Raw genomic sequence first — 22049 nt, 5'->3', positions numbered from 1 at the left:
CCTCCGGGGTTGGGATATTCTGAACCAGTCAGTTCCGAATTCATATTGAAACGGTCAGTTCAGAATTGTCAAGGAGGGTGACGTGGCGCGGACGCGTGCGTTCGACGAGACAGAGGCGGTGCGGGCGGCGTTGGGCGTGTTCTGGTCGCGCGGCTACGAGGCGACGTCGCTGTCGGACCTGGAATCCGCGACAGGGCTGAACCGCTCCAGCCTGTACCAGACGTTCGAGAGCAAGCGCGGGCTGTTCGCGCGCGCCATCGCGCTGTACCTCCAGGAGGTCATCGGGCCCCGGCTGGGCGTCTTCGCGAAGGACGCGCCGGGCCTTGAGCAGGTGACGGAGTACTTCGAGTCGCTCGCGGCGACCATGGCCACCGCGCCGCCGGCGCTGACGCGGCGGGGCTGCCTGCTGGTGAATACGGCCACGGAGCTGGGCCCGCATGACGCGGAGGCGAAGCAGGCGGTGGAGGACTACCGGGCGCTCCTGCGAGGCCACCTGACGCGGGCCCTGGAGGGCTCGGCCAAGACGGGCGTGCTGCCTCGCAAGACGGTGGCTCGCCGGGTGGAGCTGCTTCTGGGGGCGGTCATCGGGGTGCTCGTCACCGCGCGCGTGGACCCGGCGGCCGCGGCGAAGCTGGCCCAGGCGACGGCGAGCGAGGTGGCGGGCTGGGCGGGGTAGGGGCGCCGGGCTTGTCCGGCGTGGGAAGGCTGCTAGAAGGGCGCGATCTCCCGAGGCGCCCCGTGCCTCCGTCCCCCCGAGGCTCCGATGGAATTCTCCGCGCTCGCGCTGTCGCCCCCGCTGCTCCAGGTGTTGGAGGAGCTGGAGTTCAAGACCGCCACCCCCATCCAGGCACAGAGCATCCCGGTGCTGTTGCAGGGAAAGGACCTGGTGGGCCAGGCGCGCACGGGCAGTGGGAAGACGGCGGCGTTCGCGCTGCCCATCCTGCAGAAGGTGAAGCTCACGCAAGACCGGCGGCTCCAGGCGCTGGTGCTCTGCCCCACGCGCGAGCTGTGCGCGCAAGTGGCGGGGGAGATTCGCCGGCTGGCGAGGCGGATGCCGGGCGTGCAGGTGCTGGCGCTCGCGGGAGGGTCGCCCATCCGGCCGCAGGTGGAGGCGCTGGAGAAGGGCGTGCACATCGGCGTGGGGACGCCCGGGCGCATCATGGACCTGCTGGACCGCGAGGTTCTGGACACGCGGCACCTGGCCACGGTGGTGCTGGATGAAGCGGACCGGATGCTGGACATGGGCTTCCGGGAGGACATGGAGCGGGTGCTCGGCGCGACGCCCTCGAAGCGGCAGACGGTGCTCTTCTCCGCGACGTTCCCGGACGACATCGAGAAGCTGAGCCGCGCGTTCCAGAAGGACCCCGTGCGGGTGTCGCTGGCGCAGGAAGAGTCCGCGCCGGACATCCAGCAGGTGGGCTACGCGTGCACGCCGGAAGAGAAGCAGGCGTTGCTGCTGCGGCTCTTGCGCCAGCACCAGCCGGCCTCCGCCATCGTGTTCTGCAACTTCAAGGCGGTGGTGGTGGAGCTGACGCGAGCCCTGGTGCAGGCGGGCGTGAGCGCGGACGGGTTGCAGGGTGACCTGGAGCAGTTCGACCGGGACCGGGTGATGGCGAAGTTCCGCAACCACAGCACGCGCGTGCTGGTGGCGACGGACGTAGCGGGCCGGGGCATCGACGTGGAGGCGCTGGACGCGGTGGTGAACTACGAACTGCCGCAGCAGCCGGAAGCGTACGTACATCGCATTGGCCGTACGGGGCGCGCGGGCCGTCGCGGGTTGGCGCTGTCGCTGGTGACGCGCTCGGACAGCCGCAAGGTGGAGGACATCGAGGCGACGACGGGTGTGAAGCTGGAGAAGGGGGACGTGGACGCGCTGGTGCCGGAGAACGTGCCGGGCGTGTCACTCATCTCCGGTTGGGAGACGCTGTCCATCTCCGCGGGGCGCAAGGACAAGATGCGGCCCGGAGACATCCTGGGCGCGCTGACGGGCGAGGCGGGCGGCCTGAAGGCGGAGGACGTGGGCAAGATTGAGATCCACGACCATCACGCCTTCGTCGCCGTCTCCAAGCGCGTGGTGAAGGTCGCGTTCCAGCGACTGAGCGAGGGCCGCATCAAGGGCCGCCGGCACCGCATCGAGCGGGTGCGGTAGGGCGCGAAACGCGCTCCGCTGTCATCCGCCCGGCGCGCTCTTGCGCTCCGTCGCGACCGGCGCCTCCGTGTGCTTCGCCAGCGCCTCCATGATCTGCTCGGCCTTCCACCCCGGGTCCAACACGGGGCAGAAGTAGCCCGGGTCCGCGCGCTCGCGTACGGCCCAGGCGAAGAAGTCCCTCGCCACGGTGTGCACTTCTTCCGGGAGGAAGAGCGCCGCGACGTCGTACTCCGTGAAGCGCAGGAGGCCCGGGACGCGCCACTCCCGCTCCCAGTCGAAGCGGTAGCTGTAGGGCGCGTTGTGCGCGTCGCCCTGGATGTCCACGAAGGGCGTCACCGCCCACACGGGCTCCTTCTGGGGATCCTTTGCCGCCAGGGCCTGGTCCAACTGGTGCTTCATCGCCAGGTGCGCGGGTGAGCCGTACTGCACGTACCAGACGGGGCCTCCTCCCTGCGACAGGATGAAGCTCTTGCGGAAGGCGATGCCGTACAGGCTCCGGCGCTGCACCAGCCTCGCGAGCTGATCCAACGGAATCTCGCTGAAGCACACCGAGCGGTGCCGGTCCGCCACCACCGCCTCCCGCCGCGCGATTCCAAACCCCTCCGCGCCCGGGATGAGCGTGCGCGCTCCCAGGATGCTCATCATGTTCTGGTAGGCGTCGTGGTACGGGGGCCCCGGCTTCGTGAAGTGCACCACGAAGTCAGACATGTCCCGCCACTGCGCATTCGCCTGATACCCGAGCATCGCCTCGCGAGTCTCCCGGCCCGGTCCCTCCTTCGCAACACGACGTGCCGGGTTGTCCCAAGGCCTGCCCGCTCTCCTGACGTGCGACGGCGCTACGGCAGGCGGACGGGCGCTGGCTCCCTCGGCCGCGACAGGCGCATCAACGCCACTCCCGCGAGCACCGCCACCGACGCCACCGCCGCCTCCCGCACGCTCGCGCCAAAGGCCACCAGCGTCAGCCCCAACACCAGCGTGGGGACCGCCAGGAGCGCGTGGACCGGCCGCAGGTTCCGCTCGCGCCGCAGTGACAGCACCGCGAGCGCCGCCGCCGTGACTCCGAACTGCATCAGCACCGCGATGGCGGAGAGCGCGAAGAGCTCCGACAGGTCCCCCAGGTTCACGAACCCCAGCACCAGCACCCACGTCACCGCCAGCGCCCGCATGGGCACTCCCGACGCCGACATGCGCTCCAGCCCGAACAGCGAACGCTCCCCGGAGGCCAGCGCGGACAGGTAGCGCGGCGTCGTCACCATCATCCCCACGCAGATGCCCAGCGCGGACACGCTCGTTCCCGCGCCCACCAGCCGCTCCAGCCCCGCGCCGCCCCACACCCCCGCCGCCTGCGCCAGGGGGGCGGACGCCCTCGCCAGGTCCGGCAGCGCCGCGACGCACGCCCAGACGAGCCCCACGTACAGCAGCATCGCCAGGAGCAGCGAGCCCACTGTCGCCATGGGCACCGTGCGCTCGGAGGCGCGCACCTGTCCCGCGATGACCGGGACGATCTCGAAGCCCTGGTAGGCGAACATCACCGTCAGGCCCGCCTTCAGCCAGGACGCTCCCGTGGCGGGCAGCGGTGGCGGCACATCCCTGTCCGGCAGGAAGAAGAACGCGCCCAGCAGCGCCGCCAGCGGCAGGAGCTTGAGCACCGTGAGCGCCGTCCACGTCCGCGCCGACACGCGGATGCCCGATGCCACCAGCGCCGCCAGCCCCGTCACCAGCGCGGAGGCCAGCAGCCGCTCGCCCATGGGCCCGCCCAATCTCACCGACGGCGCCACCGCTCGCGCCAGGCCCGCCATCACCGCGGACGTGCTCAGGAAGGCACTGACGTAGGCCACCCAGCCGACGAGGAACGACACGCGCTCGCCGAACGCCGCCCGCGCGAACACCACGGGCCCTCCATCCGAGTCGAACCGCCGGCCGAGCACCGCGAACGCGAACGCCACCGGCACCAGCGCCAGCCCCGTCAGCGCGAAGGCCCACACCGCGCCCAGGCCAGGGGCCTGCGCCGCGACCTCCGCGGGCGCGAAGAAGATGCCAACGCCCACGATGCCGTTGACGCCCAGGGCCAGCAGTTGGAACGGCCCGATGGTGCGCTCGGGCGCGACGCCGGAGGGAAGGGTGGACACGGCTTGGACTTCACTACACCCGCGTCCCGCGCACCATCGCCGTGCTCAAGGATGGGCGAGCAGTACGCTCAGCGCCGCCATGCGCCCGGCCGCGGGCTCCTTCTCCAGGGACTTCGGGATGGAGACGAACACGTCGTTCTCCCGCTGGTCGCCGCAGGCGCGCGTGCCCCGGTAGTGCTTGCGGTCCCGCTCGATGATGAGGTTGTAGCCGCAGGGCCCCACCGACCCCGTCAGCGCGTCCGGAGCGAGCGTCAGCGACGAGGGCTCGCCCGCGAAGGTGCCCATCATCTCCACGACGTCCGGACGCTCGGTCACGGTGAGCTCCACCGGTTTCTCTCCCACCGTGCCCTCGATGCGCCGTTCCGACAGCTTCAGGTCCACGGGGCGCTGGAAGGCCTGGCCCTTCAACGCGTTGTCCGACAACTGGAGCTTCAGGTCCGGGCCCTGGAGACCCTGCGCGTCGACGTTCGCACGCACGGTCGTCCGGGGCGTCCGCAGCTCCACGGTGTCATTCTTCTTCGCCACGGCGGATCCGCCCGCGAGCAGGGCGGCAACGGTCAGGATGCGTGCGATTCTCATGCTCCAAAGCTGGGGCATCGGACCGCGCGTCACCAGGGCCATGCCCTGGGCTGCTCGGCGGGCCGCATGTTCGTGATATCCGTGCGCACGTGTCCCGCACGCGCCTGCTGGCTCTCTTCGTCGCACTCGTCGCCATCGTGGTCGCCGTCTGGCAGCGCTCCCGGGCGGTAGAACGGCTGGGCCAGGACTTCGACGAGGCGGTCTACCTGCCCATCGCCTTCACCTATGCCGGGATGATGGACGAAGGGCGCTGGGGCGACATCGGTCAGCTCCGGGAGAACTTCGAGCACCCGCCGCTGGTGAAGCTGCTCTTCGCGGAAGCCGTGCGTGTGTCAGGCGCTCCGGAGCCGGACTGGCGGGACGTCCCCATGGGCCGGCCCATCCCGGACGCCGCGCGCCCCGCGTTCAACGTGACGCGAGGCCTGTCCGCAGTGGCTGGCGTGCTCCAGGTGGGGCTCGTCGCCCTCGTGGATCCGTTGGGCGCGCTCCTGCTCGCGTGGGACCCGTACCACACGAAGTACACGTCGCAGGCGTACCTGGAGGCGGTGCCGGGGCTGCTCGCGGTGCTCGCGCTGCTCGCGTTCGAGCGCGCCCGGCGAATGGGCTTCGCGCCGGGATGGACGGCGGTGTCCGGCGCGCTGCTGGGGCTCGCGGCGGCGGGGAAGTATCCGTATGGACTGGTGGGCGGGCTCACGTTCCTGCCCTTCCTGGTGGCGGGCGCGCGCACGCGGTGGCGTCCGTGGGCCGCCATCGTCGTGTCCACGGCGGCGGTGTTCATCCTGGTGAACCCGGCCCTGTGGGCGTCTCCGTTCGCGTCGCTGTGGGAGTCCATCACCTTCCACTGGAACTACTCCCACAACGAGCACGTGCGCCGCGCCGGGCTGCCCTGGTACCAGCCGCTGGTGTTCCTCACGGACACGTGGCTGTCGGCCTCCGACCCGGGCATCTACCTCACGCACTTCAACGCGCGGGCGCTGCTGGCGCTGGCGGTGCTGGGCCTGCCCCGGACGTGGCGCGAGCGGCCCGTGTGGGCGGTGGCCGCCGTCGTGGGCCTGGTGTTCCTGTTGCTGTGGAACACCAAGTGGCCGCAGTACCTGCTGCTCGTCATTCCCGCGCTGTGCGTCTGCGCGGGCAGGGGTGTGCGGACCGTGGCCAGTGGCGCCGTGTGGCTGTTCCGGAAGGTCCAGGGCTCGCGCGTCAGCGCAGGTGCGTGAAGACGCACGGGTCCGCGGGCAGGTCCAGGTCGCAGGTGGGCATCAGGCATGTCACCTGCGCGCGGCGGGGCAGCGGCACCCAGCCCGAGCGCAACAACAGACAGGCCGTGGTGCCGGGCCCGCGCAGCATGCCCGCGAACGCCACGCCCCGGCGCTCCATGTCCTGCATGGCCACCTGGAGCAGCCGCTGCCGGTCCTCGGTGGACACGGAGGCGTGGAAGGCCATCAGGTCCACGACCTCCGCGGTGAGCTCTCCCACGCCCGTCATGAGCAGGCTGTGTGAGCTCACCAGCCCGCGCACCTCGCCGTCCTGCTCCAGCACGAAGGTCCGGGGCACGTCGCGGTACTGGAGCTGGGCCGCCAGTTGCTCGGTCGTGTACGTGTAGCCCAGCGTCACCGGGCGCAGCATGTCGTGGACCAGCGCCGTGCAGCGGCCCAGGTCCACGGGCTGGTAGGGGCGGATGTCCTGGCGGTCCGCCTCGCGGAAGCGGTGCCGCAGGAAGGGATGCGCCAGCGTGAACAGCCTCCGCTCGTTGTCCGTGAACGACCAGCGGGCGAGCGCTTGCGCATCAAAGGCATACATCCACATCCCCAGGCCTCCGAAGAGGCGCGTGTTCCACGTGCGCCGCCAGAAGCCCGGTGGGCGGGGCTCCGTGGTCGTGAAGCCCAGGGTGAGCCGCGCCGCCCGGTCCTGGTGCCGCTTGAGCAACTCGTGCGCGAGCTTCGCGCCAATGCCCTGGCCCCGATGGGAGTTCGTGACGGTGGCCCGCAGTCCATAGCTGCCGTCCACTTCCATGCGTCCCAGGCGCAGCTTCGCGGGCTCCGCGAAGAGGGTGCCCACGAGCGTCTTCCCCTCGTACGCCGCCAGCATGTAGTCGCGCGGCACCTGGCCGTCCCGGAACAGCCGCCAGTCGCAGAAGCGTTTGTCCCAGACGGGAAGCGGGGCCGTCTTGCCGTAGGTGGATTGCCAGACGCGGTTGAGGAACCAGGACGCCTCGGAGGCGTCACCTTCGAAGGTGCGCACCTCAATCATGGCCTGCCCTCCGGGACGGGATGCCAGGGCGCCCGAGGGTGGCGTGCCGCATGCGCCATGCGATTGCTGTTCATGGCGAGGAAGGTAGGGAGGGGGGCCGGGCTGGAAATCGGCCGCCGAGGACGCTTCCTCCCTGGCTGTCATTGCGGCGTCAAAGCCACGACCTTCCGCGTGCGGTGGTCCACAGGCACCGCGCTGACAGGGCGGGGGAGTGTGCGGGGCCCGCCGTCCCGCGCGCGTCAGGGAGGGCTGAGCGCGAAGTCCGCGTACACCGCGCCGTGGTCGGAGCCGCCGTAGCCGCCCGTGGGCTCGCGGGCCACGCGGAAGGAGCCCGGCACATAGGTGCCGCCCCCGCTGGGCGCGAGGTAGAGGTGGTCGATGGCCTGGCCCCTACCAGAATAGAAGTACGTCCAGGTCTCGTTGTCCGGCCGGTCCCTGGCGACGCGCAGCAGGGCCTGGTCCAGCGCGTTGATGGCATCCGAGCCGGGGATGTCGTTGAGGTCTCCGCCGAGCACGATCAGCGCGTCCGGGAACTCCCTCGTCGAGTCGAGGAGGATCTCCCGCGCGCCATTGGCCTCCGCCACGCGGCGGCCTGGATCGTCGTCCACCTTGGAGCGGAAGTGCGCCGCGAAGACGATGACCCGCTTGCCGTCCACGTCCAGGTGGACCTCGAGCAGGTCTCGCGAGAAGCGGGTGGCGGAACCATCCGGCCTGAACAGTGACTGGTCGCGGTGGCTGCGCACCTCCGTGATGGTGTGGCGGGAGAGGACCGCCACGTCCACCGATGCCCGGGTGTATGTCTCCCCGAGCTTCGAATGGGGGAACTGCGGGACCTTCTTCAGCAGCCCATCCAGCGAGTTCTGCGTTTCGACCTCTTCCAGCAGCACGATGTCCGCGTTGAGCGCGGTGATGCCCCGGCCAAGCTGGGTCACCTGCGCGTCGAACTCCGCCTCGGTGGGCAGCTCCTCGTAGTTGGTGCCGCCGCAGGAGCCCGTGTCGCAGACCGTGTCGAAGAGGCGGTGCACGTTGAAGGCCGCGATGCGCACGCGGGGGCCGGACGGATCCACCGGCGAGCCGCTGTCGGGCTGCGGGCAGTTGCCCTGGACGCAGGCTCCCGCGTCGGGGACCGGCAGGGCTTGAGAGGAGCCGTCACAGCCGGCGAACGCGAGCACCAGGCCCCACAGGGCGAGGGTCGAGCGGGGACGGAAGCGGAAGGGGAGCCGCGGCGGGGGTGACATCGGGGCGGCAACCTAACATCCGGTCCTCCCGGGCGCCGCCCGGACCTGCCCTGCATGTCCTCCGACGCGGCGCGGCTCGCCGCTTCGTCCCGGGCGCGGACTCCAGGTCGCGGTGATGCGGACCCCGCGTGGGACTGCCTCCGCCGCTCCAGGCCCGGGACGTGCCGACCGGCCACGGGAGGCCCGGCGCCGTTCGGCGTGGCTCCGCGACCGCTCGCCCCCGAGGCCCCCAGCCGTGCCGCCGGGCGTGTGCATCCTGTCGTCGTTCCGGGCGCTGACGCGCCCGCGAGGTGCCGACGCCATGAACCCGTCCGTTCCCATGTCCCCACTTCCTCCCTCTCCTGCTCCCACCGTCACGGCGCCGGACCGGCCGCTGCTGCCCTGGGTACGCGCCCCGCGCCGGACGCTGGCGGCGTCGCTGGCCCTGGGCGTGCTCGCGGAGGTCCTGCTCGAAAGGGCTCGCTGGGGCCTGGGCTTCCCGCTGTTGGTAGCGGCCCTGGTGGGCGCGCTCGCGTGGCTGGGCGGACGTGAGGGCTGGCAGCGCGCCCGGCCCAATGCGTGGCTGCTGGCGCCGCTGGGGCTGGTCAGCGTCTTCGTGGCGGTGCGGGACAGCTCCTGGCTGCTGGCGCTCAACGTGATGACCGCGGCCGTGCTCCTGATGCTGCTCTCGCACTTCTGGGCCGCGGGCCGGGTGGAGCGGCTGGGGCTCGCTGACTACGTCCTCGTCTTCTTCGGCTCCGCCGCGCAGAGCCTGCTCTACCCGCCGGTGCTCGTCCGGGACAGCGTGGACGTGCGCGGGCTCAAGACCCACTCGCGCCTGCTGGGGGCGCTGTCGCGCGGCCTGCTGCTGGCACTGCCGGTGGTGTTGGTGTTCGGGGTGCTGCTGCAATCCGCGGACGGCATTTTCTCCTCCACCGTGGAGCGGCTGCTGTCGTTCGACATGGACCTGGAGCGGCTGGTGGGGCGCGGCATCGGCGTGGTGTTTGGCGCGAGCGTCGCGGCGGGCGTGCTGGGCCATGCGCTGCGCCGCCGCGCCACGAAGGAGCTGGGGGACGCGGAGGTGGCGTCGGCCACGCCGCGCCTGGGGTTGATTGAAGCGCTCACGCTCATCTTCGCCGTGAACGCGCTGTTCTTCGTCTTCGCGGCCTTCCAGGTGGCGTACCTGTTCGTCGGCGATGCGTCGTCGCCCGCGGCCGGCTACACCTTCGCGGAGTACGCGCGGCGCGGCTTCTTCGAACTGGTGGTCGTCGCCTCGCTGACGCTGGCGCTGGTGATGGCCCTGACGCGCTGGACGCGGCGCGAGACGCGCGTGGCGCAGGCCCTCTTCCGCGCGAGCACGTCGTTGATGGTGGTGCTGACGCTGATCATCCTCGCCTCCGCGATGCGGCGCCTGTCGCTGTACGAGGACGCGTTCGGCTACACGCTGCTGCGCGTGCACACGCACGTCTTCATGGTGGCGCTGGGCGCGGTGCTGGCCTGGCGCGCGGTGACGCTGTGGTGGAAGCCGGAGCGCTTCGCGGTGGGCGCCTTCGCCACGGCCCTGGGCTCGGTGCTCGTGCTCAACTTCCTCAACCCGGAGGCCTTCATCGTCCGCCACAACCTGGAGCGGTCCGCGCGCACCGGCGGTTCGCTGGACACCGAGATGTTCTTCGACCTGTCCGCGGACGCCGTGCCCGGGCTGGTCCAGGCGGCCACCACTCTCCAGAATGGGGATCAGTGGCGTCTGGAGACCGTGCTGAGGGAGCACCGGGAGCGGTTGGCCCAGCGGGACACGGTGCCGGAGTGGAATGTCTCCCGCTTCCTCGCTCGCCGTGCGCTGCTACGGACAGGTGCCTGGAGCGAGCCCGGCCCTGACGGGGCAAATTGACAAAAAATGCGTCCGTTGTCACAGTGTCCGCATGGTGACGACGATGACGGAAGATGAGACCGCCGCGCGCCGAGCGAAGATCCTGCTCGCCGCGCGGTGGTGCTTTCTCAACTTCGGCTTCGCGAAGACGTCGTTCGAGGACATCGCCAAGCGGGCGCACCTCTCGCGCACGCTCCTCTACCGGGTCTTCAAGGACAAGGAAGACATCTTCAAGGCTGTCTTCGTGGAATGGCTGGTGTCGCGCCATCCCCTGGCGACGCAGGCGGCGAACGCGCCGGACCGCACGCCGCATGAGCGCTTGGTCGACGTCTGCCGCGTGATGGTGATCGAGCCCTGGGCGGAGATGGCCGGTACGCCGATGGGGGGCGAGTTCCTCGCGGCCTGCGAGCGGATCGACCCCGAGACCGACGCGCTTCATCGCAAGGTCGCGCTGCGGTGCGTGGCCTCCATCCTGGGCGATGAGGCGAGCGCCGAGGTCTTCCTCCTCGCGCTCGACGGTCTCCTCGCGGACGAGCCCAAGACGGCGGTGCTGGAGCAACGAACAGAGCTCCTCGCGGCGCGCTTCGCTCCTCCCGCGAAGGAGAAGGGGAGGCGGAAGTGAAAGTCATCATCTTCGGTGCGACCGGAATGGTTGGAGCGGGCGCCCTGCGCGAAGCGCTCAATGCCTCCGAGGTCGAATCCGTGCTGAGCATCGGGCGACAGCCGTGTGGCGTGGAGCATCCGAAGCTGCGCGAGCTGCTGCTGCCTGACCTCTTCGAGTTCGCCGCCATCGAGGACCAGCTCGTGGGCTACGACGCCTGCATCTGGGCGATTGGTGTCAGCTCGGTGGGGCTGGACGAGGCGGCCTACGCCCGATTGACCGAGGAGCTGACGCTCGTCTGGGCGCGGGCGCTCCTCCGGATCAACCCAGGACTCTCGTTCTGCTACTGCTCCGCGGGTGGCGCTGGCGGGCGCTCGATGTGGGCGCGCGTCCGGCAGCGTGTGGAGGGCGCGCTGAAGTCCATGCCGTTCCGGCATGCCGGCGCCGTCCGTCCCGCCTTCATCCGGGCGGGCCCTGGGATCCGGAGCCGCACGCGGGCCTATCAGGTCGGGGTGGTCCTGATGAAACCCCTCAACCCGCTCATTCCGTTCTTCATCCGGGTCTTCCCGTCCATCTTCACCACCTCCGAAATCCTCGGCCGCGCGATGCTCCGGGTTGTCGAGGGAAAGGCCGATCGCTTCATCCTCGAATCCACCGACATCAACAGGATCGGCGCATGAGTGCGACGACTCGCTCGCTGCGAGTCGCGAGGTTCGGCGTCATCGCGCTGGTGCTCCTCGTGCTCGCGGGCGCTTGGTCCTTCGACGTCTTCGCGTGGCTCTCCGAGCCGAAGGCCCTGGCCCAGACGCTCGTTGAGATGGGGGCCTGGGGCTACCTCGCGTTCATCGTCGCGTACACGCTGCTCCAGCCGTTCGGTGTCCCGGGGACGATCTTCATCGTCGCGGCGCCGTTGATCTGGCCGTGGCAGACCGCCTTCGCGCTTTCAATGATTGGGACGATGTCCGCGAGCGTCGTCGGCTTCTCGTTCGCGCGCTTCGTGGCGAAGGACTGGGTTTCCGCGCGCATTCCCGCGCGGTTCCGCAAGTACGACGACGCACTGGAGAAGCGCGCCTTCCAGACCGTCGTGGTGCTGCGATTGGTGCTCTGGATGCCGCAGGCGCTCCACGGGTTCCTTGGCGTCTCGAAGGTGGGGTTCTGGACCCACTTCTGGGGCTCGTTGATCGGCTACGTGCCGCCGCTGCTCCTCGTGAGCTACCTCGGGAACGAGATGTTCGACGCGTCAGGGCGGATGCAGCCCGGCGCGTGGCCCATCCTCGGCGGCCTGCTCGTCGTCTCCCTTCTCTTCGCGGTGCTCGCCCGCGTCTTCCATCGCGGGCGTCGCCCCTGCAAACCCTGGAGTTTCCCATGGCGCAAGACCTCGCAGGCAAAGTGATCCTCATCACCGGCGCGACCGACGGCATCGCAAGGCGGCGGCGACGGACTTCGCCAGACGCGGAGCGACGCTGGCCCTTGTCGGCCGCAACAAGGAGAAGACCGCGCAGGTGCTCGCGGAGCTGAAGGCCGTGAGCGGCAACCCGAACCTCGACTTCCTCCTCTGCGACTTGTCGCGGATGGCCGAAACAACGCGGGCGCGACCTTCAAGGCACCGGTGAAGGGGCCTGACGGGTACGAGCTGACGTTCACGCTGAATCACCTCGCGTACTTCCAGCTGACGACATCGCTGCTGGACCTCATCCAGAAGACCCCCAGGCGCGCGCGTCGTCTCGACATCCAGTTCCATGCAGGCGCGCGGGGTGCTCGACCTGGAGAAGACGCCGACCTCGTTGGCGGGCTCGGGCCCACGGGCCTACGCGACCTCGAAGCTCGCGAACGTCCTCTTCACGAAGGAGCTCCAGCGGCGCCTGGAGGGCACGACAGCGACGGCGAACTGCTTCGAGCCGGGCATGGTGCGTACACGGTTTGGCGGCTTTGGCTCGGACCAGGGGCTTCTGCTGAATGTCGGCTACGCACTCGCGAAGCCCTTCTCGAGTACGCCGGAGCAGGGGGCCGACTCCCTCATCTGGCTCGCCACCTCTGCGGATGCGGCCTCTCTCAAGGGCGAGTACGTCTCGAAGCGACGGCCAGTGAAACCGCGGAAGCAGACGTTGGACCCGAAGCTCGCGGCCGGACTGTGGACGCTGAGCGAGATGCTCTGCGCCAACGCCCTGGCTCGAGCGGCGTAGGAGGCGCAGCCCGCGCCGCCTGTTTCCGAGGGGCTCCAAGTACCTCTCCTGGCCGGCTGCCGTGGTGGCGGCGGACCGCCCCGTCCTTCCCATTCCGCGCCCGGCACTCCCGTGAACGGAGGCGTGGTGTGCGGCCGTGAATCCGTGAGGCACCCTGGCTAGATTGCCGCGCCATGAGCGAAGTCGCCGGACGCCGTGTCCCAGCCCTCCCCCCCATCCCCGCGGTCCTCATCGCCGTGGTGAGCGTGCAGGGGGGCGCCGCGCTCGCGAAGGGGCTCTTTCCGGCGCTGGGCGCGGTGGGGGCCGCGGGCCTTCGGTTGGTGTTGGCGTCGGTGATGCTGCTGGCGTTCTTCCGCCCGCCGTTGTTGCGCTACACGCGGTCGCAGTGGGCGGCAGTCGTGCCGTATGGCGTGGCGCTGGGCGTGATGAACCTCACGTACTACCTGGCCATCGCGCGCATCCCGCTGGGGCTCGCGGTGACGCTGGAGTTCGTGGGGCCCTTCGTGCTCGCGGTGGTGGGGTCGCGCAAGGCGTTGGACTTCCTCTGGGTGCTCTTCGCGGCGACGGGCATCGTGTTGATCACGCCGTGGACGGCGACGCCCGGCGGGTTGGATCCGCTGGGCGTGGTGCTGGCGCTGACGGCGGGGGCGTGCTGGGCAATCTACATCCTGATGGGCGGAAGGCTGTCGCGCCGCGTGCCGGAGGGACAGGGCGTGGCGGCGGGCATGGTGGTGGCCATGCTGACGGTGCTGCCCTTCATGCTGCGCGAGGGCCACCTGGAGCGGATGACACCGGGCCTCTTCGCCGCGGGCGTGGGCGTGGCGCTGTTGTCCAGCGCGCTGCCGTACACGCTGGAGATGCTGGCGCTGGGACAGCTCTCCAGCCGCACCTTCGGCATCCTGATGAGCCTGGAGCCCGGAGTGGCCACGGTGGTGGGCTGGTTGTTCCTGCGCGAGCAGCTCACGCCCCTGCAATGGCTGGCGGTCGCGCTGGTGAGCGTCGCGTCCGCGGGGGCGACGCTGACGGCGAAGCGGCCCCCTCCGCCCGTGGAGGCGTGAGGTGGTAGGGTTTCGTGGATGCGATTGCTCTCCGCGTTGAAGCCACGATTCCCGTGGGCGCTTGGCACGGCCAGCGTCCTGTTCGCCACCAATGCCTGGGCCCAGGGCGCCGAGAACGCCCTGGGAGCGCTCTTCGGCCTGGGGTTCGCCCTCCTGGCGGTGGGAGGGCTGGCCCTTGTCGTGGGCGCGGGCACGCTCTTCTTCAATCTCACCCGACATCGCGGCACGGCCTCCATCGTCCTGGGCCTGCTCCTGGGCCTGGGGACGTTGAGGCTGGGTTCCTGGATGAACGACACGTTCACCGACGACCGGGGGCTGGGGCTCCTCGGTGGGGGCCTGTTCTTCCTCGGCGCTGGAGAGATCGCCGCGGCGGTGATGGCGATACGCGCCGGCCGTTCGCGGAGCGCATCGCCCGGGACGGCTCAAGAATGAGGCGGGGCTGGAGCGCGCAGGCGCCGACGTACTTCATGGCCAGCGTCCTGTTCGCCACCAATGCCTGGGCCCGGGAAGATGTGGACGGTCCGGGACCGGCCTTCTTCGTGGGGGCCGCCGTCGTGGTGGTGGGGTTCGTCGCGGGAGGGGTGCTGCTCTTCCTCAACGTCACCGGCCGTCAGCGCCGCTTCTCCCCCATCCTGGGGCTTCTCGCGGGCCTGGGGACGGTGGTGCTGGGGATGGGCTTGAGCGAGCCGCTCCTGTCGGGCGAGGACGACGGCGTGATGAACGTCGCCCTCTGGTGCATCGTCATCGCCGGCGTCTGCGAAATCATCGCGGCGGGATGGGCGCTGCTGCGCCCTGGCCGTGACAAGAGCGCGTCAGGGCAGTGAATCCAGCGCCGCGAGCAGCCGGCCCGGTCTCCCGGGACAGTCCGCTCTTCTTCCACGGGGCCCCCACGCGCCTCATGGGTCGGCGGGCGCTGTGGTGGGCGAATCGCTAACGCTGTTGAGCGACGATGAGGCCGCGCCGCACATCGACGGCGTAGAGCCCTCCGGAATCCGTGCCTGTGTCGTTCGGGTCGCAGACTTCGGTGCGCGCATAGATGCCAACCAGGACAATGTCGTCCGGCAGTTGCTCCACCGACACCTGGTAGATGTCGCGACGGAAGAGGCACAACTCGACCGGCGTTGCCTCCTTGGGGGGCTTGCGGTCGAGGGGGAGAAAGTCATCCATCGCGAGTTGGACGGCGGTCGCGATGTCCCCACTGAGGAGCGTTGTCCGGCCCTCTTGAAAGGGGACGGCCGGGAAGACGAATTTCTGGGCCTCTTCGGGAGGCGCATGCGGTGGGCGCGTCGAGCGCTGAAACAGGGCGCACCCGCTCAACGCAACGAGCGACAGAACGAGGAGCGACGCACGTTTCATCGGGAGCCCTCCGGTACGGGCTGAATGATGCCGTTCACTTTGTCCAGGACGCGCCCGATGAGCACCCAGCGGCGCCCCTCTCTCGCGTAGACCTCGCCAGGGCGTTCCTGCTCAAGGTACGGAATGTACATCTGCACGGAGCATGTGGCGTCCATCTGCACGCGGAACGAGTACCGTTGGCGAGACTTCCAACGGTCTTGGATGGAAAGCGGAGAGTAACGCCACGGGTGGGTGTGGTAGTCCGCGAGGATTGCGGTCCGCCCCCGCTCATCCACTACTCTTTTCGGCACGCGGCAGTCCTTGAAGTCCCTGTTCTCAGCGCTGGGACGCCGCGTCTCCAGCGCAGCGGGCCAGGATGCATAGTAGCGACCCTCATGGGAGTAGATGACCCCGCAGTACTCCTGGCCATATTCGCCTCGCGGTGGTGCAGCAGCGGGCAACTCCATGAGCGGGGCGCATAATTGGTCGATGATGGCATCTGCTTCGATGGAAGAGGCGATGACAGGCCACGGCCCGCGGACCCACGGAGTCTCGCGGCCGTCGCGGACCTCGATCCCGAAGTACGTTCCGTAGCCATCCCGGAGATACGAGTAGCCGCCGCACGCAGCGAGCAGCGTGAGGACCGCCAGCCAGCGCACTGAGTTGATCGTCCGGGCCATCAGGGAAGTGAATCCAGCGCCGCGAGCAGCCGGCCCACGTCCTCCGCTGTGTTGTAGTGGAGCAGCGACGCGCTCACCGCGCCGTCAGGCATGAGCCCCAGGGCCTGTGCCGCCATCGTCGCGTAGTAGTGCCCCGCCGCGACGCCCACGCCCTGTTCGGCCAGGTGCTCCGCCACGGCGCGCGGTGACAGGCCGGTCACGTTGAAACAGAACGTGGCCACGCGCCCGGCGGACGTCTTCGGCCCATACAACCGCACGCGCGGATGCCGGGACAGTTGTTCCAGCGTGGCCTCCAGCAGTGGCTGCTCCAGCTGCGCGATGCGCTGGAAGGCCCGCGTCAATCCCGGACGTCCCGGCTGGCCACCGCCCAGCACGTCACGCAGGTAGCGCAGCGAGCCCAACCATCCGGCCCAGCCTTCGTGGTTCGCCGTGCCCGGTTCGAACTTCTGCGGACCGTCATCCGGCATGAACCACAGCTTGTCCGCTGGCAGCCCCGCGAGCAGTTCGCGCCGCACGAACAGGGAGCCCAGGTGCGGACCGAAGACCTTGTACGGAGAGAACACCACGAAGTCCGCGCCCCACGCGCGCACGTCCGGCAGGTGATGCGGACTGGAGTGAACCGCGTCCACGAACAGCCACGCGCCCACGCCGTGCGCCACCTCCGCCGCCGCGGCCACGTCCGGCGTCGCGCCCACGGAGTTCGCCGCCGCCGACACCGCCACCAGCCGCGTGCGCGGCGTGACGAGCTCGCGCAGCTCGGAGGCCTCCAGCCGCCCCTCCGGCCAGCTCGCGCGCCAGGTCGTCACCTTCACGCCCTGCGCCTCCAGCGCGCGCCACGGGGCCGCGTTGGATTCGTGCTCCAGCTCGGAGATGACCACCTCGTCGCCCGGCTTGAAGAGGCGTGAGACGGCCCGGCCCACCTGGAAGGTGAGCGCGGTGGCGCTGGGCCCGAGCATGACCTCGTCGGGCCGGCAGTTCAGGAACTCCGCCGTCTCCTCGCGCGCCCGGGCCTTGAGCGCCGTGGCCACGCGGGAGGCGGGGTAGGGCTGGCCCACGTTGCAGCTGCCATTCGAGAGGAATTGATGGATGGCGTCGATGCAGTGCGTGGGCACCTGCGCCCCCGCCGCGTTGTCCAGGTAGCTGAAGCCGGACCGCAGGGCGGGGAAGTGCTCGGCGAAGGGGGAGGGCATGGGACGCGGAGCATAGCCCTCCGCCCTTGCGCGGGAACTACGGCGTGCCGAAGTCCTGCGTCCAGTACACACGGTACGTGCTGGACGGCGCGTTGTAGTAGCCGATGCCCGTCTGCTTCAGCGCCCCGTTCATGATGTTGTTGCAATGGCCCGTGCTGGCCATCCAGCCGTCCACCACCGCCTGCGCGGTGCCGTAGCCCGCGGCGATGTTCTCCGCCGCCGTCCGGTAGCTGTAGCCCGCGGAGGCCATGCGCTGCCACGGCGTGGAGCCGTTGGAGCCCGTGTGGCTGAAGAAGTTGTTCGTGCCCATGTCCTTGGAGTGCTTGCGCGCCGCACAGCGCAGCTTGTCATTGGTCGTGAGCACGGCCACCGCCGGCTTCGCCACGCCGCCACAGGTGGCGCCCGCCGCACGGCGCTGGTTGATGAGCGTGAGCACGTCATTCTCGAACTGCACCCAGGCCGGATCCCAGGTCGTCACGTCGTCGCAGTACGCGGCGCTCGCGCTCAGCCCATTGCCGGCGACCTCCGTCTGGACCGGCGGCACGACGACGCCCTCGCCCTGCGGCGTGGGCGCCTCCTCGCCTCCACAGCCGCCCAGCAGGGCAGCGGCGCTCAGCAACGTCAGACACAGCGAACGGGACGAGGGCTTCATGGACAGACCTTTCGCCGGAGGGGGCCGGCCAGGGGGAGGGGTTCAGCGAGATCCATCTTTGTCCATGATTCCTGGCTTCCGCCATGGACAGGCCGTGTATTGTGATTGACGCGTGAAGGGGCGGGGTTGTGTCAGCGGTGTTGGTGACGGAAAGTTCTTTCACCGTGAAGACGCCTTCCGCTGCGACTGCCATTCGTTCCGTGGTGTTGGACACCAACGTGGTGCTGGACGTGTTCGTCTTTGATGACGTCTTCACGCGGCCGCTGGCGCAGGCGCTGCGTTCGGGCGCGCTGACGGCGTGGGCGGACCGGCACACGCTGAAGGAGCTGGCGCTGGTGCTCGCCTATCCCTCGTTCAAGCTGACGGCGGACGCGCAGCGGACGGTGAGAGACGCTTACGGCGCGCTCGTACGTGTCGCGGACGGGGAGGGGACTCCGGTGGAGCTGCCGCCGTGCCGGGACCGGGATGATCAGAAGTTCCTGGAGCTGACGGCCCGCGCGGGGGCCTCATGGCTGGTGAGCAAGGACCAGCGCGTGCTGTCCATGGGGGGCGGCCGGCGCCTGCCCTTCGAGATCCTGTCTCCGCGCAGGGCCGCCGCGCGCCTGGAGGACGCGGCGGCCGGGGCCTGAGTCAGGACAGCAGGACGCCTCGCTCGGCGCAGAAGAGGATGGCGGGGTAGGTCGCGACGAACGCGAAGAAGAAGGGATTGAGGCCCATCACCAGCGCGTTCGTCGCGTGGAACACGACGCCCCAGGCGATGAAGACGAGCGCCACGCCAGGCCCGCCCGCGAGCGCCAGCGGGAACAGGGCCTCCACGCCCACGACGGACCAGCTCAAGAATCGCGTGAGCCACGGCTGGCGCGCCAGCACCGCGGCCACGGGGCGCGCACCATGGGCGCGGGTGTTGAAGACGAGGAACACGGCCTGCCCGTCGCGCCACTGCCGGCCCAGGGCCTTCCAGATGCCCGTGGTGAAGTAGGCCAGACAGCCCTGGAGCGCGATGAAGCCCAGCCCTGCTTCCCTCACGTGCGCGTCGCCGGGCGCCAGCGCCACCAGCAGCAGCGCCACGTTGAGCAGCCGCACCATGCGGTCCGACGCGTCCTTGCCGAACTGGAGGCGCATGGAGACGAGGAGGTCCGTGACGAAGAGCAGCACCAGCGCCGCGAGCACCAGCGGCGCCGGCAGCGTGGGCACCAGCAGCGCCGCCGCGCAGAATGCCCGCAGGCCCAGCCAGGCCAGGAAGCGGCCCGGGGACACCAGCGACACGGCGAACCTCAGGAGGGGGCCGCCCTTGTACTGCTCCAGCAACTGGCGCAGCAGCGGCCAGCCGGAGAAGCCGTTGTCGGCGTGGTCACGCCAGTTGGCCAGCAACTCGCCCGTGGTGATGAGGATGCCCAGCGCCATGAGCGCGCGGACGGCGTACAGCGCCAGCTCGGGCGTCGTCGTGAGGAGGCTCATCGTGGGTGCAGCTCCGAAACGAGCACCATGCGGGACGGAGTCCGGGTCTCGTAGCCGTGGGATTCGGCGATGGCGAACTGGAACGCGCGCGTCAGGGGCGTGCCGCCGCGCGACGTGATGAGGGCCTGGATGGCGGCGTAGCCATGCGCCTGGGTCAGGGGCAGGGGCTTGCGCCGGGCCGGGGCCTGGGCCTGCTGCACCAGCCTGGCCACCGCGGTGGCCACCGCCTTGCGATGGCGCCGCTCCGGATTCCAGACCGCGCCCAGGAGCGAACGGCGCTCGGCGAGGGGAATCTCCCGCCACTGCGTGAGCGTCCCGTCACACAGCGCCTCGCGGTAGAGCAGGTGGTAGTCCGACGAGGAGAACGCCGGAGAGAAGAACATCCACCGGGGGATGAGCCCGAACACGTCGAGGGCGCGCAGGAGGCCCTGGATGCGCATGGGCAGGAACTGGCAGACGAACGACACCGCGAACCAGCCCAGCAGCAGCTTGGGAATGAGTCGGATGAGCATGGCCTAGCGTCCCTCCGCCGGCCGCAGCCACGGCTGCCGGGCGGTGGGCGCGGACGACGGGAACTCCTGCTGGGCGAGCGCCTCGATGTCATTCAGCGCGGGTGGTGTCAGCAGGACGCTCGCCTCCAGCGCGAAGCCCGGCTCCGCGGAGTGGGTGCGCAGCGAGAACCTCCCGGCCTCCAGCGCGGCGCCAGGAAAGTCCTGCACGCGCCAGGTGAAGCCCGCGTCCGCGTCCAGCACCAGCCCGGTCATCCAGGGCTCGCCCGCGTAGAGGAGCTCCGCGACGTGCGCGGGGAACGGTGTCCGGGCGGAGGACTCGCGCCCCTCCCTCCGGCGCGCGTCGAGCACCTGCCGCGCGGAAGCGGACGGCGACGCGAGCGTCCCGGCCATCCGGGCGTGAAGCGCATCCCCGGCCACGGTCAGCAGGAGCGCGATGCTCCCCGCGGGCGCGAGTGGTTCGAGCGCGTTCGCGGAGGGAACGGGAAGGGTGAACAGCCGGGGGATGGACCCGGTGGCATGCCAGTCGTCACGTGGCACGTGCACGCCGTGAGGGCGCACCGCCGTGGCCACGGACGGGCGAAACACTCGCATCATGGGTTGGGGAGCACTGCCGGAGATGAATCAGGTGGAGATGACAATAGACGTGAAGGACTTCATTCCTGTCAATTGAGGCAAGGTCTGCTTTCACCGACGCCCAGCGGGCAGGCACTCAGGCGGTGAATTTCGGTTCGGATGCTTGGAGTCATCCGCGTCTCGGGTCATCCTCGCCCCCGGTGCGTTACTCACTTCTGATCCTCCTGTTCTGCGCCGGCTGCGCCGCGCGTGTCGTCACTCCCGTCCCCGCGCCCGCTCCGGCTCCGGCCCCGGTCCAGGCCCAGACCGCGACGCCGCCCGTGGAGACGCCGGCCGCGACGCCGCCCGCGCAGGCCCCGGTCTCGGCCGAGACCCAGGCCACGCCCGCCGTGAGCGCGTCCGGCGCCCCTGTCGCGATGCCCTCCCCGGCGGAGGTCGCCGCCGTCGTCACCGACGCCGCCGTGCGGGAGAACCCCTGCCCCGTGGACGCGGAGGAAGAGGACGACGAGGCCACCGCGGCCACCGACGATGAAGGCGTGAGCGAGGAGGGCGAGATGCAGGCGCCGCTCGCGCCCGCCGCGCCCTCGGGGCCGCTGTACACCGCGGACCTGTCCGACGAGGCGCTCGCCGAGGCGTGGAAGAAGGACCCGGCCACGCTGGGGTCCATGTCCATTGGCTTCGTGGAGAGCGGCCGGCAGATCAACAGCGTGCGCGTGCCGGATGACAAGGATTGGATCGTGGTGTCGCCGGAGATCGCCTACGGCACGCAGGAGACGGTGGACTACGTGGCCGCCGCCATCCGCGCCGTGCGCGCGCAGTACCCGAACGTGCCCACGCTGCGCGTCAACCGCCTGTCCACCAAGGACGGCGGCTACCTGCGCCCGCACAAGAGCCACCAGAACGGCCGCGACGTGGACTTCGGCTTCTACTACCCGACCGCGGAGCCGGTGCGTGAGCGCGAGCGGGAGCGCTACATCGACGTGGCCATGAACTGGGCGCTGGTCCGCTCGCTGGTGGTGAACACCGACGTGCAGATGATCCTCGTGGACAAGCGCGTGATGAAGGTCCTGTACGACTATGCGCTGTCCATTGGCGAGGACAAGGTGTGGCTGGATTCGCTGTTCAACGCGGGCTTCAACTCGCTGATCAAGCACGCGCGCCGGCACCGCGACCACTTCCACGTGCGCTTCTTCAACGGCCGCGCGCAGGAGCTGGGCCGCCGGGTGGCGCCGCTCCTGGCGCTCCAGCCGGACCAGAACCTGATGATGTACAAGGTCCGCAACGGGGACACGCTGGGTGGCATTGCGTTGCGTCACAACTCCAGCGTGGTGGCCATCAAGAAGGCCAACCGGATGCGCAACACGTTCCTGAGCATTGGCCGGCGGCTGGTGATTCCGCTGAAGGGCCCGTGCACGCACTGCCCCATCCCCCCGCCGGTGCAGCTGCCGCCGCGCCGGCTGCCTCCCGCGGCGCAGGCCCCCGCTTTGGTGAACACGGCGCCCGCGGCTTCGGGCAAGCTGCCCAACCCGTGCACTCCCGCCGCGCCGGCACCGACGCCGGTGGCCGTTCCCACGGGTGTTCCCTCCGGTCTGTCGACCGGACGCTGAAAGGCTTCTGCT

The 22049-nt window shown here is 70.1% G+C and carries 25 protein-coding genes; 13 read left to right on the top strand and 12 right to left on the bottom strand.

What is annotated here, in order from left to right:
• The first annotated feature begins 82 nt into the window (after window positions 1–82).
• Window positions 83–676: a TetR/AcrR family transcriptional regulator gene (locus tag ACX114_RS28830; RefSeq protein WP_459289754.1), complete on the top strand. Its 594-nt coding sequence runs from the start codon at window positions 83–85 to the stop codon at window positions 674–676.
• A gap of 87 nt (window positions 677–763) precedes the next feature.
• Window positions 764–2149 carry an ATP-dependent RNA helicase DbpA gene (gene dbpA / locus ACX114_RS28825; RefSeq protein WP_459289752.1) on the top strand — a complete coding sequence of 462 codons (1386 nt, stop codon included), beginning with the start codon at window positions 764–766 and terminating at the stop codon, window positions 2147–2149.
• 21 nt (window positions 2150–2170) lie between these two features.
• Here dbpA and ACX114_RS28820 read toward each other — a convergent pair whose 3' ends face one another.
• The 3 genes from ACX114_RS28820 to ACX114_RS28810 form a co-directional block, all read right to left on the bottom strand.
• Entirely contained in the window at window positions 2171–2857 is a 687-nt protein-coding gene (locus tag ACX114_RS28820; RefSeq protein WP_459289750.1) for an abortive infection system antitoxin AbiGi family protein, read from the bottom strand.
• Between the two features lie 128 nt (window positions 2858–2985).
• The gene (locus ACX114_RS28815; protein WP_459300316.1) at window positions 2986–4239 is read right to left on the bottom strand and encodes an APC family permease; all 1254 of its coding nucleotides are present in this window, start codon (window positions 4237–4239) and stop codon (window positions 2986–2988) included.
• A gap of 84 nt (window positions 4240–4323) precedes the next feature.
• Complete coding sequence (locus tag ACX114_RS28810) at window positions 4324–4857, bottom strand: hypothetical protein (protein ID WP_459289748.1); 534 nt, start codon at window positions 4855–4857, stop codon at window positions 4324–4326.
• Between the two features lie 89 nt (window positions 4858–4946).
• On the opposite strand from ACX114_RS28810, the gene ACX114_RS28805 reads away from it, so the two are divergent.
• Window positions 4947–6071, top strand: a complete 1125-nt coding sequence (locus ACX114_RS28805; RefSeq protein WP_459289746.1) for a hypothetical protein — start codon at window positions 4947–4949, stop codon at window positions 6069–6071.
• Here ACX114_RS28805 and ACX114_RS28800 read toward each other — a convergent pair.
• The gene (locus tag ACX114_RS28800; RefSeq protein ID WP_459289744.1) at window positions 6055–7104 is read right to left on the bottom strand and encodes a GNAT family N-acetyltransferase; all 1050 of its coding nucleotides are present in this window, start codon (window positions 7102–7104) and stop codon (window positions 6055–6057) included. The genes ACX114_RS28805 and ACX114_RS28800 overlap by 17 nt on opposite strands.
• A gap of 239 nt (window positions 7105–7343) precedes the next feature.
• Window positions 7344–8342 carry an endonuclease/exonuclease/phosphatase family protein gene (locus tag ACX114_RS28795; RefSeq protein WP_459289742.1) on the bottom strand — a complete coding sequence of 333 codons (999 nt, stop codon included), beginning with the start codon at window positions 8340–8342 and terminating at the stop codon, window positions 7344–7346.
• A 319-nt stretch (window positions 8343–8661) separates the two neighbouring features.
• Between ACX114_RS28795 and ACX114_RS28790 the strand changes: the two genes are divergently transcribed.
• The 8 genes from ACX114_RS28790 to ACX114_RS28755 all read left to right on the top strand — a co-directional run bounded on the left by ACX114_RS28790 (window position 8662) and on the right by ACX114_RS28755 (window position 14854).
• Window positions 8662–10209, top strand: coding sequence for a DUF4153 domain-containing protein (locus ACX114_RS28790; RefSeq protein WP_459289740.1), 1548 nt, complete (start codon window positions 8662–8664; stop codon window positions 10207–10209).
• 43 nt (window positions 10210–10252) lie between these two features.
• Complete coding sequence (locus ACX114_RS28785) at window positions 10253–10810, top strand: TetR/AcrR family transcriptional regulator (RefSeq protein ID WP_459289738.1); 558 nt, start codon at window positions 10253–10255, stop codon at window positions 10808–10810.
• A complete protein-coding gene (locus ACX114_RS28780) occupies window positions 10807–11469 on the top strand; it encodes a Rossmann-fold NAD(P)-binding domain-containing protein (protein ID WP_459289736.1) in 663 nt (220 codons plus the stop codon). The genes ACX114_RS28785 and ACX114_RS28780 overlap by 4 nt, the downstream gene beginning before the upstream one ends.
• Window positions 11466–12182 (top strand): TVP38/TMEM64 family protein, encoded by a 717-nt coding sequence (locus ACX114_RS28775; protein WP_459289735.1) that lies wholly within the window; start codon window positions 11466–11468, stop codon window positions 12180–12182. Before ACX114_RS28780 ends, ACX114_RS28775 begins: the two co-directional genes overlap by 4 nt.
• Window positions 12183–12528: 346 nt before the next feature.
• Window positions 12529–12972 (top strand): Rossmann-fold NAD(P)-binding domain-containing protein, encoded by a 444-nt coding sequence (locus tag ACX114_RS28770; protein ID WP_459289733.1) that lies wholly within the window; start codon window positions 12529–12531, stop codon window positions 12970–12972.
• A 173-nt stretch (window positions 12973–13145) separates the two neighbouring features.
• Window positions 13146–14030, top strand: coding sequence for an EamA family transporter (locus ACX114_RS28765; protein ID WP_459289732.1), 885 nt, complete (start codon window positions 13146–13148; stop codon window positions 14028–14030).
• An 18-nt stretch (window positions 14031–14048) separates the two neighbouring features.
• Window positions 14049–14462 carry a hypothetical protein gene (locus tag ACX114_RS28760; RefSeq protein WP_459289731.1) on the top strand — a complete coding sequence of 138 codons (414 nt, stop codon included), beginning with the start codon at window positions 14049–14051 and terminating at the stop codon, window positions 14460–14462.
• On the top strand, window positions 14459–14854 hold the full coding sequence (locus tag ACX114_RS28755) for a hypothetical protein (RefSeq protein WP_459289729.1): 396 nt from the start codon (window positions 14459–14461) through the stop codon (window positions 14852–14854). Before ACX114_RS28760 ends, ACX114_RS28755 begins: the two co-directional genes overlap by 4 nt.
• 106 nt (window positions 14855–14960) lie before the next feature.
• Here ACX114_RS28755 and ACX114_RS28750 read toward each other — a convergent pair whose 3' ends face one another.
• From ACX114_RS28750 to ACX114_RS28735, 4 genes are read right to left on the bottom strand one after another with little or no spacing between them, the layout of a single operon-like run.
• Window positions 14961–15386 carry a hypothetical protein gene (locus ACX114_RS28750; protein ID WP_459289727.1) on the bottom strand — a complete coding sequence of 142 codons (426 nt, stop codon included), beginning with the start codon at window positions 15384–15386 and terminating at the stop codon, window positions 14961–14963.
• Window positions 15383–16045 carry a hypothetical protein gene (locus ACX114_RS28745; protein ID WP_459289725.1) on the bottom strand — a complete coding sequence of 221 codons (663 nt, stop codon included), beginning with the start codon at window positions 16043–16045 and terminating at the stop codon, window positions 15383–15385. Before ACX114_RS28745 ends, ACX114_RS28750 begins: the two co-directional genes overlap by 4 nt.
• Window positions 16045–17235 carry a cysteine desulfurase-like protein gene (locus ACX114_RS28740; protein WP_459289723.1) on the bottom strand — a complete coding sequence of 397 codons (1191 nt, stop codon included), beginning with the start codon at window positions 17233–17235 and terminating at the stop codon, window positions 16045–16047. The genes ACX114_RS28745 and ACX114_RS28740 overlap by 1 nt, the downstream gene beginning before the upstream one ends.
• Window positions 17236–17272: 37 nt before the next feature.
• Window positions 17273–17887, bottom strand: coding sequence for a CAP domain-containing protein (locus ACX114_RS28735; RefSeq protein ID WP_459289721.1), 615 nt, complete (start codon window positions 17885–17887; stop codon window positions 17273–17275).
• Between the two features lie 164 nt (window positions 17888–18051).
• Between ACX114_RS28735 and ACX114_RS28730 the strand changes: the two genes are divergently transcribed.
• Window positions 18052–18516 carry a putative toxin-antitoxin system toxin component, PIN family gene (locus ACX114_RS28730; RefSeq protein WP_459289719.1) on the top strand — a complete coding sequence of 155 codons (465 nt, stop codon included), beginning with the start codon at window positions 18052–18054 and terminating at the stop codon, window positions 18514–18516.
• A 1-nt stretch (window position 18517) separates the two neighbouring features.
• Here ACX114_RS28730 and ACX114_RS28725 read toward each other — a convergent pair whose 3' ends face one another.
• Genes ACX114_RS28725 through ACX114_RS28715 form a run of 3 tightly spaced genes read right to left on the bottom strand, consistent with a single transcriptional unit; the run spans window position 18518 to window position 20451 of the window.
• On the bottom strand, window positions 18518–19345 hold the full coding sequence (locus ACX114_RS28725) for a hypothetical protein (RefSeq protein ID WP_459289717.1): 828 nt from the start codon (window positions 19343–19345) through the stop codon (window positions 18518–18520).
• Entirely contained in the window at window positions 19342–19857 is a 516-nt protein-coding gene (locus ACX114_RS28720) for a hypothetical protein (protein ID WP_459289715.1), read from the bottom strand. The genes ACX114_RS28725 and ACX114_RS28720 overlap by 4 nt, the downstream gene beginning before the upstream one ends.
• Window positions 19858–19860: 3 nt before the next feature.
• On the bottom strand, window positions 19861–20451 hold the full coding sequence (locus ACX114_RS28715; RefSeq protein WP_459289713.1) for a hypothetical protein: 591 nt from the start codon (window positions 20449–20451) through the stop codon (window positions 19861–19863).
• 179 nt (window positions 20452–20630) lie between these two features.
• On the opposite strand from ACX114_RS28715, the gene ACX114_RS28710 reads away from it, so the two are divergent.
• A complete protein-coding gene (locus ACX114_RS28710; protein WP_459289711.1) occupies window positions 20631–22037 on the top strand; it encodes a LysM peptidoglycan-binding domain-containing protein in 1407 nt (468 codons plus the stop codon).
• Window positions 22038–22049: the final 12 nt, after the last annotated feature.

It is taken from the genome of Corallococcus sp. M7 (genome assembly GCF_054512695.1).
This window is presented reverse-complemented; position numbering and strand designations above follow the sequence as displayed.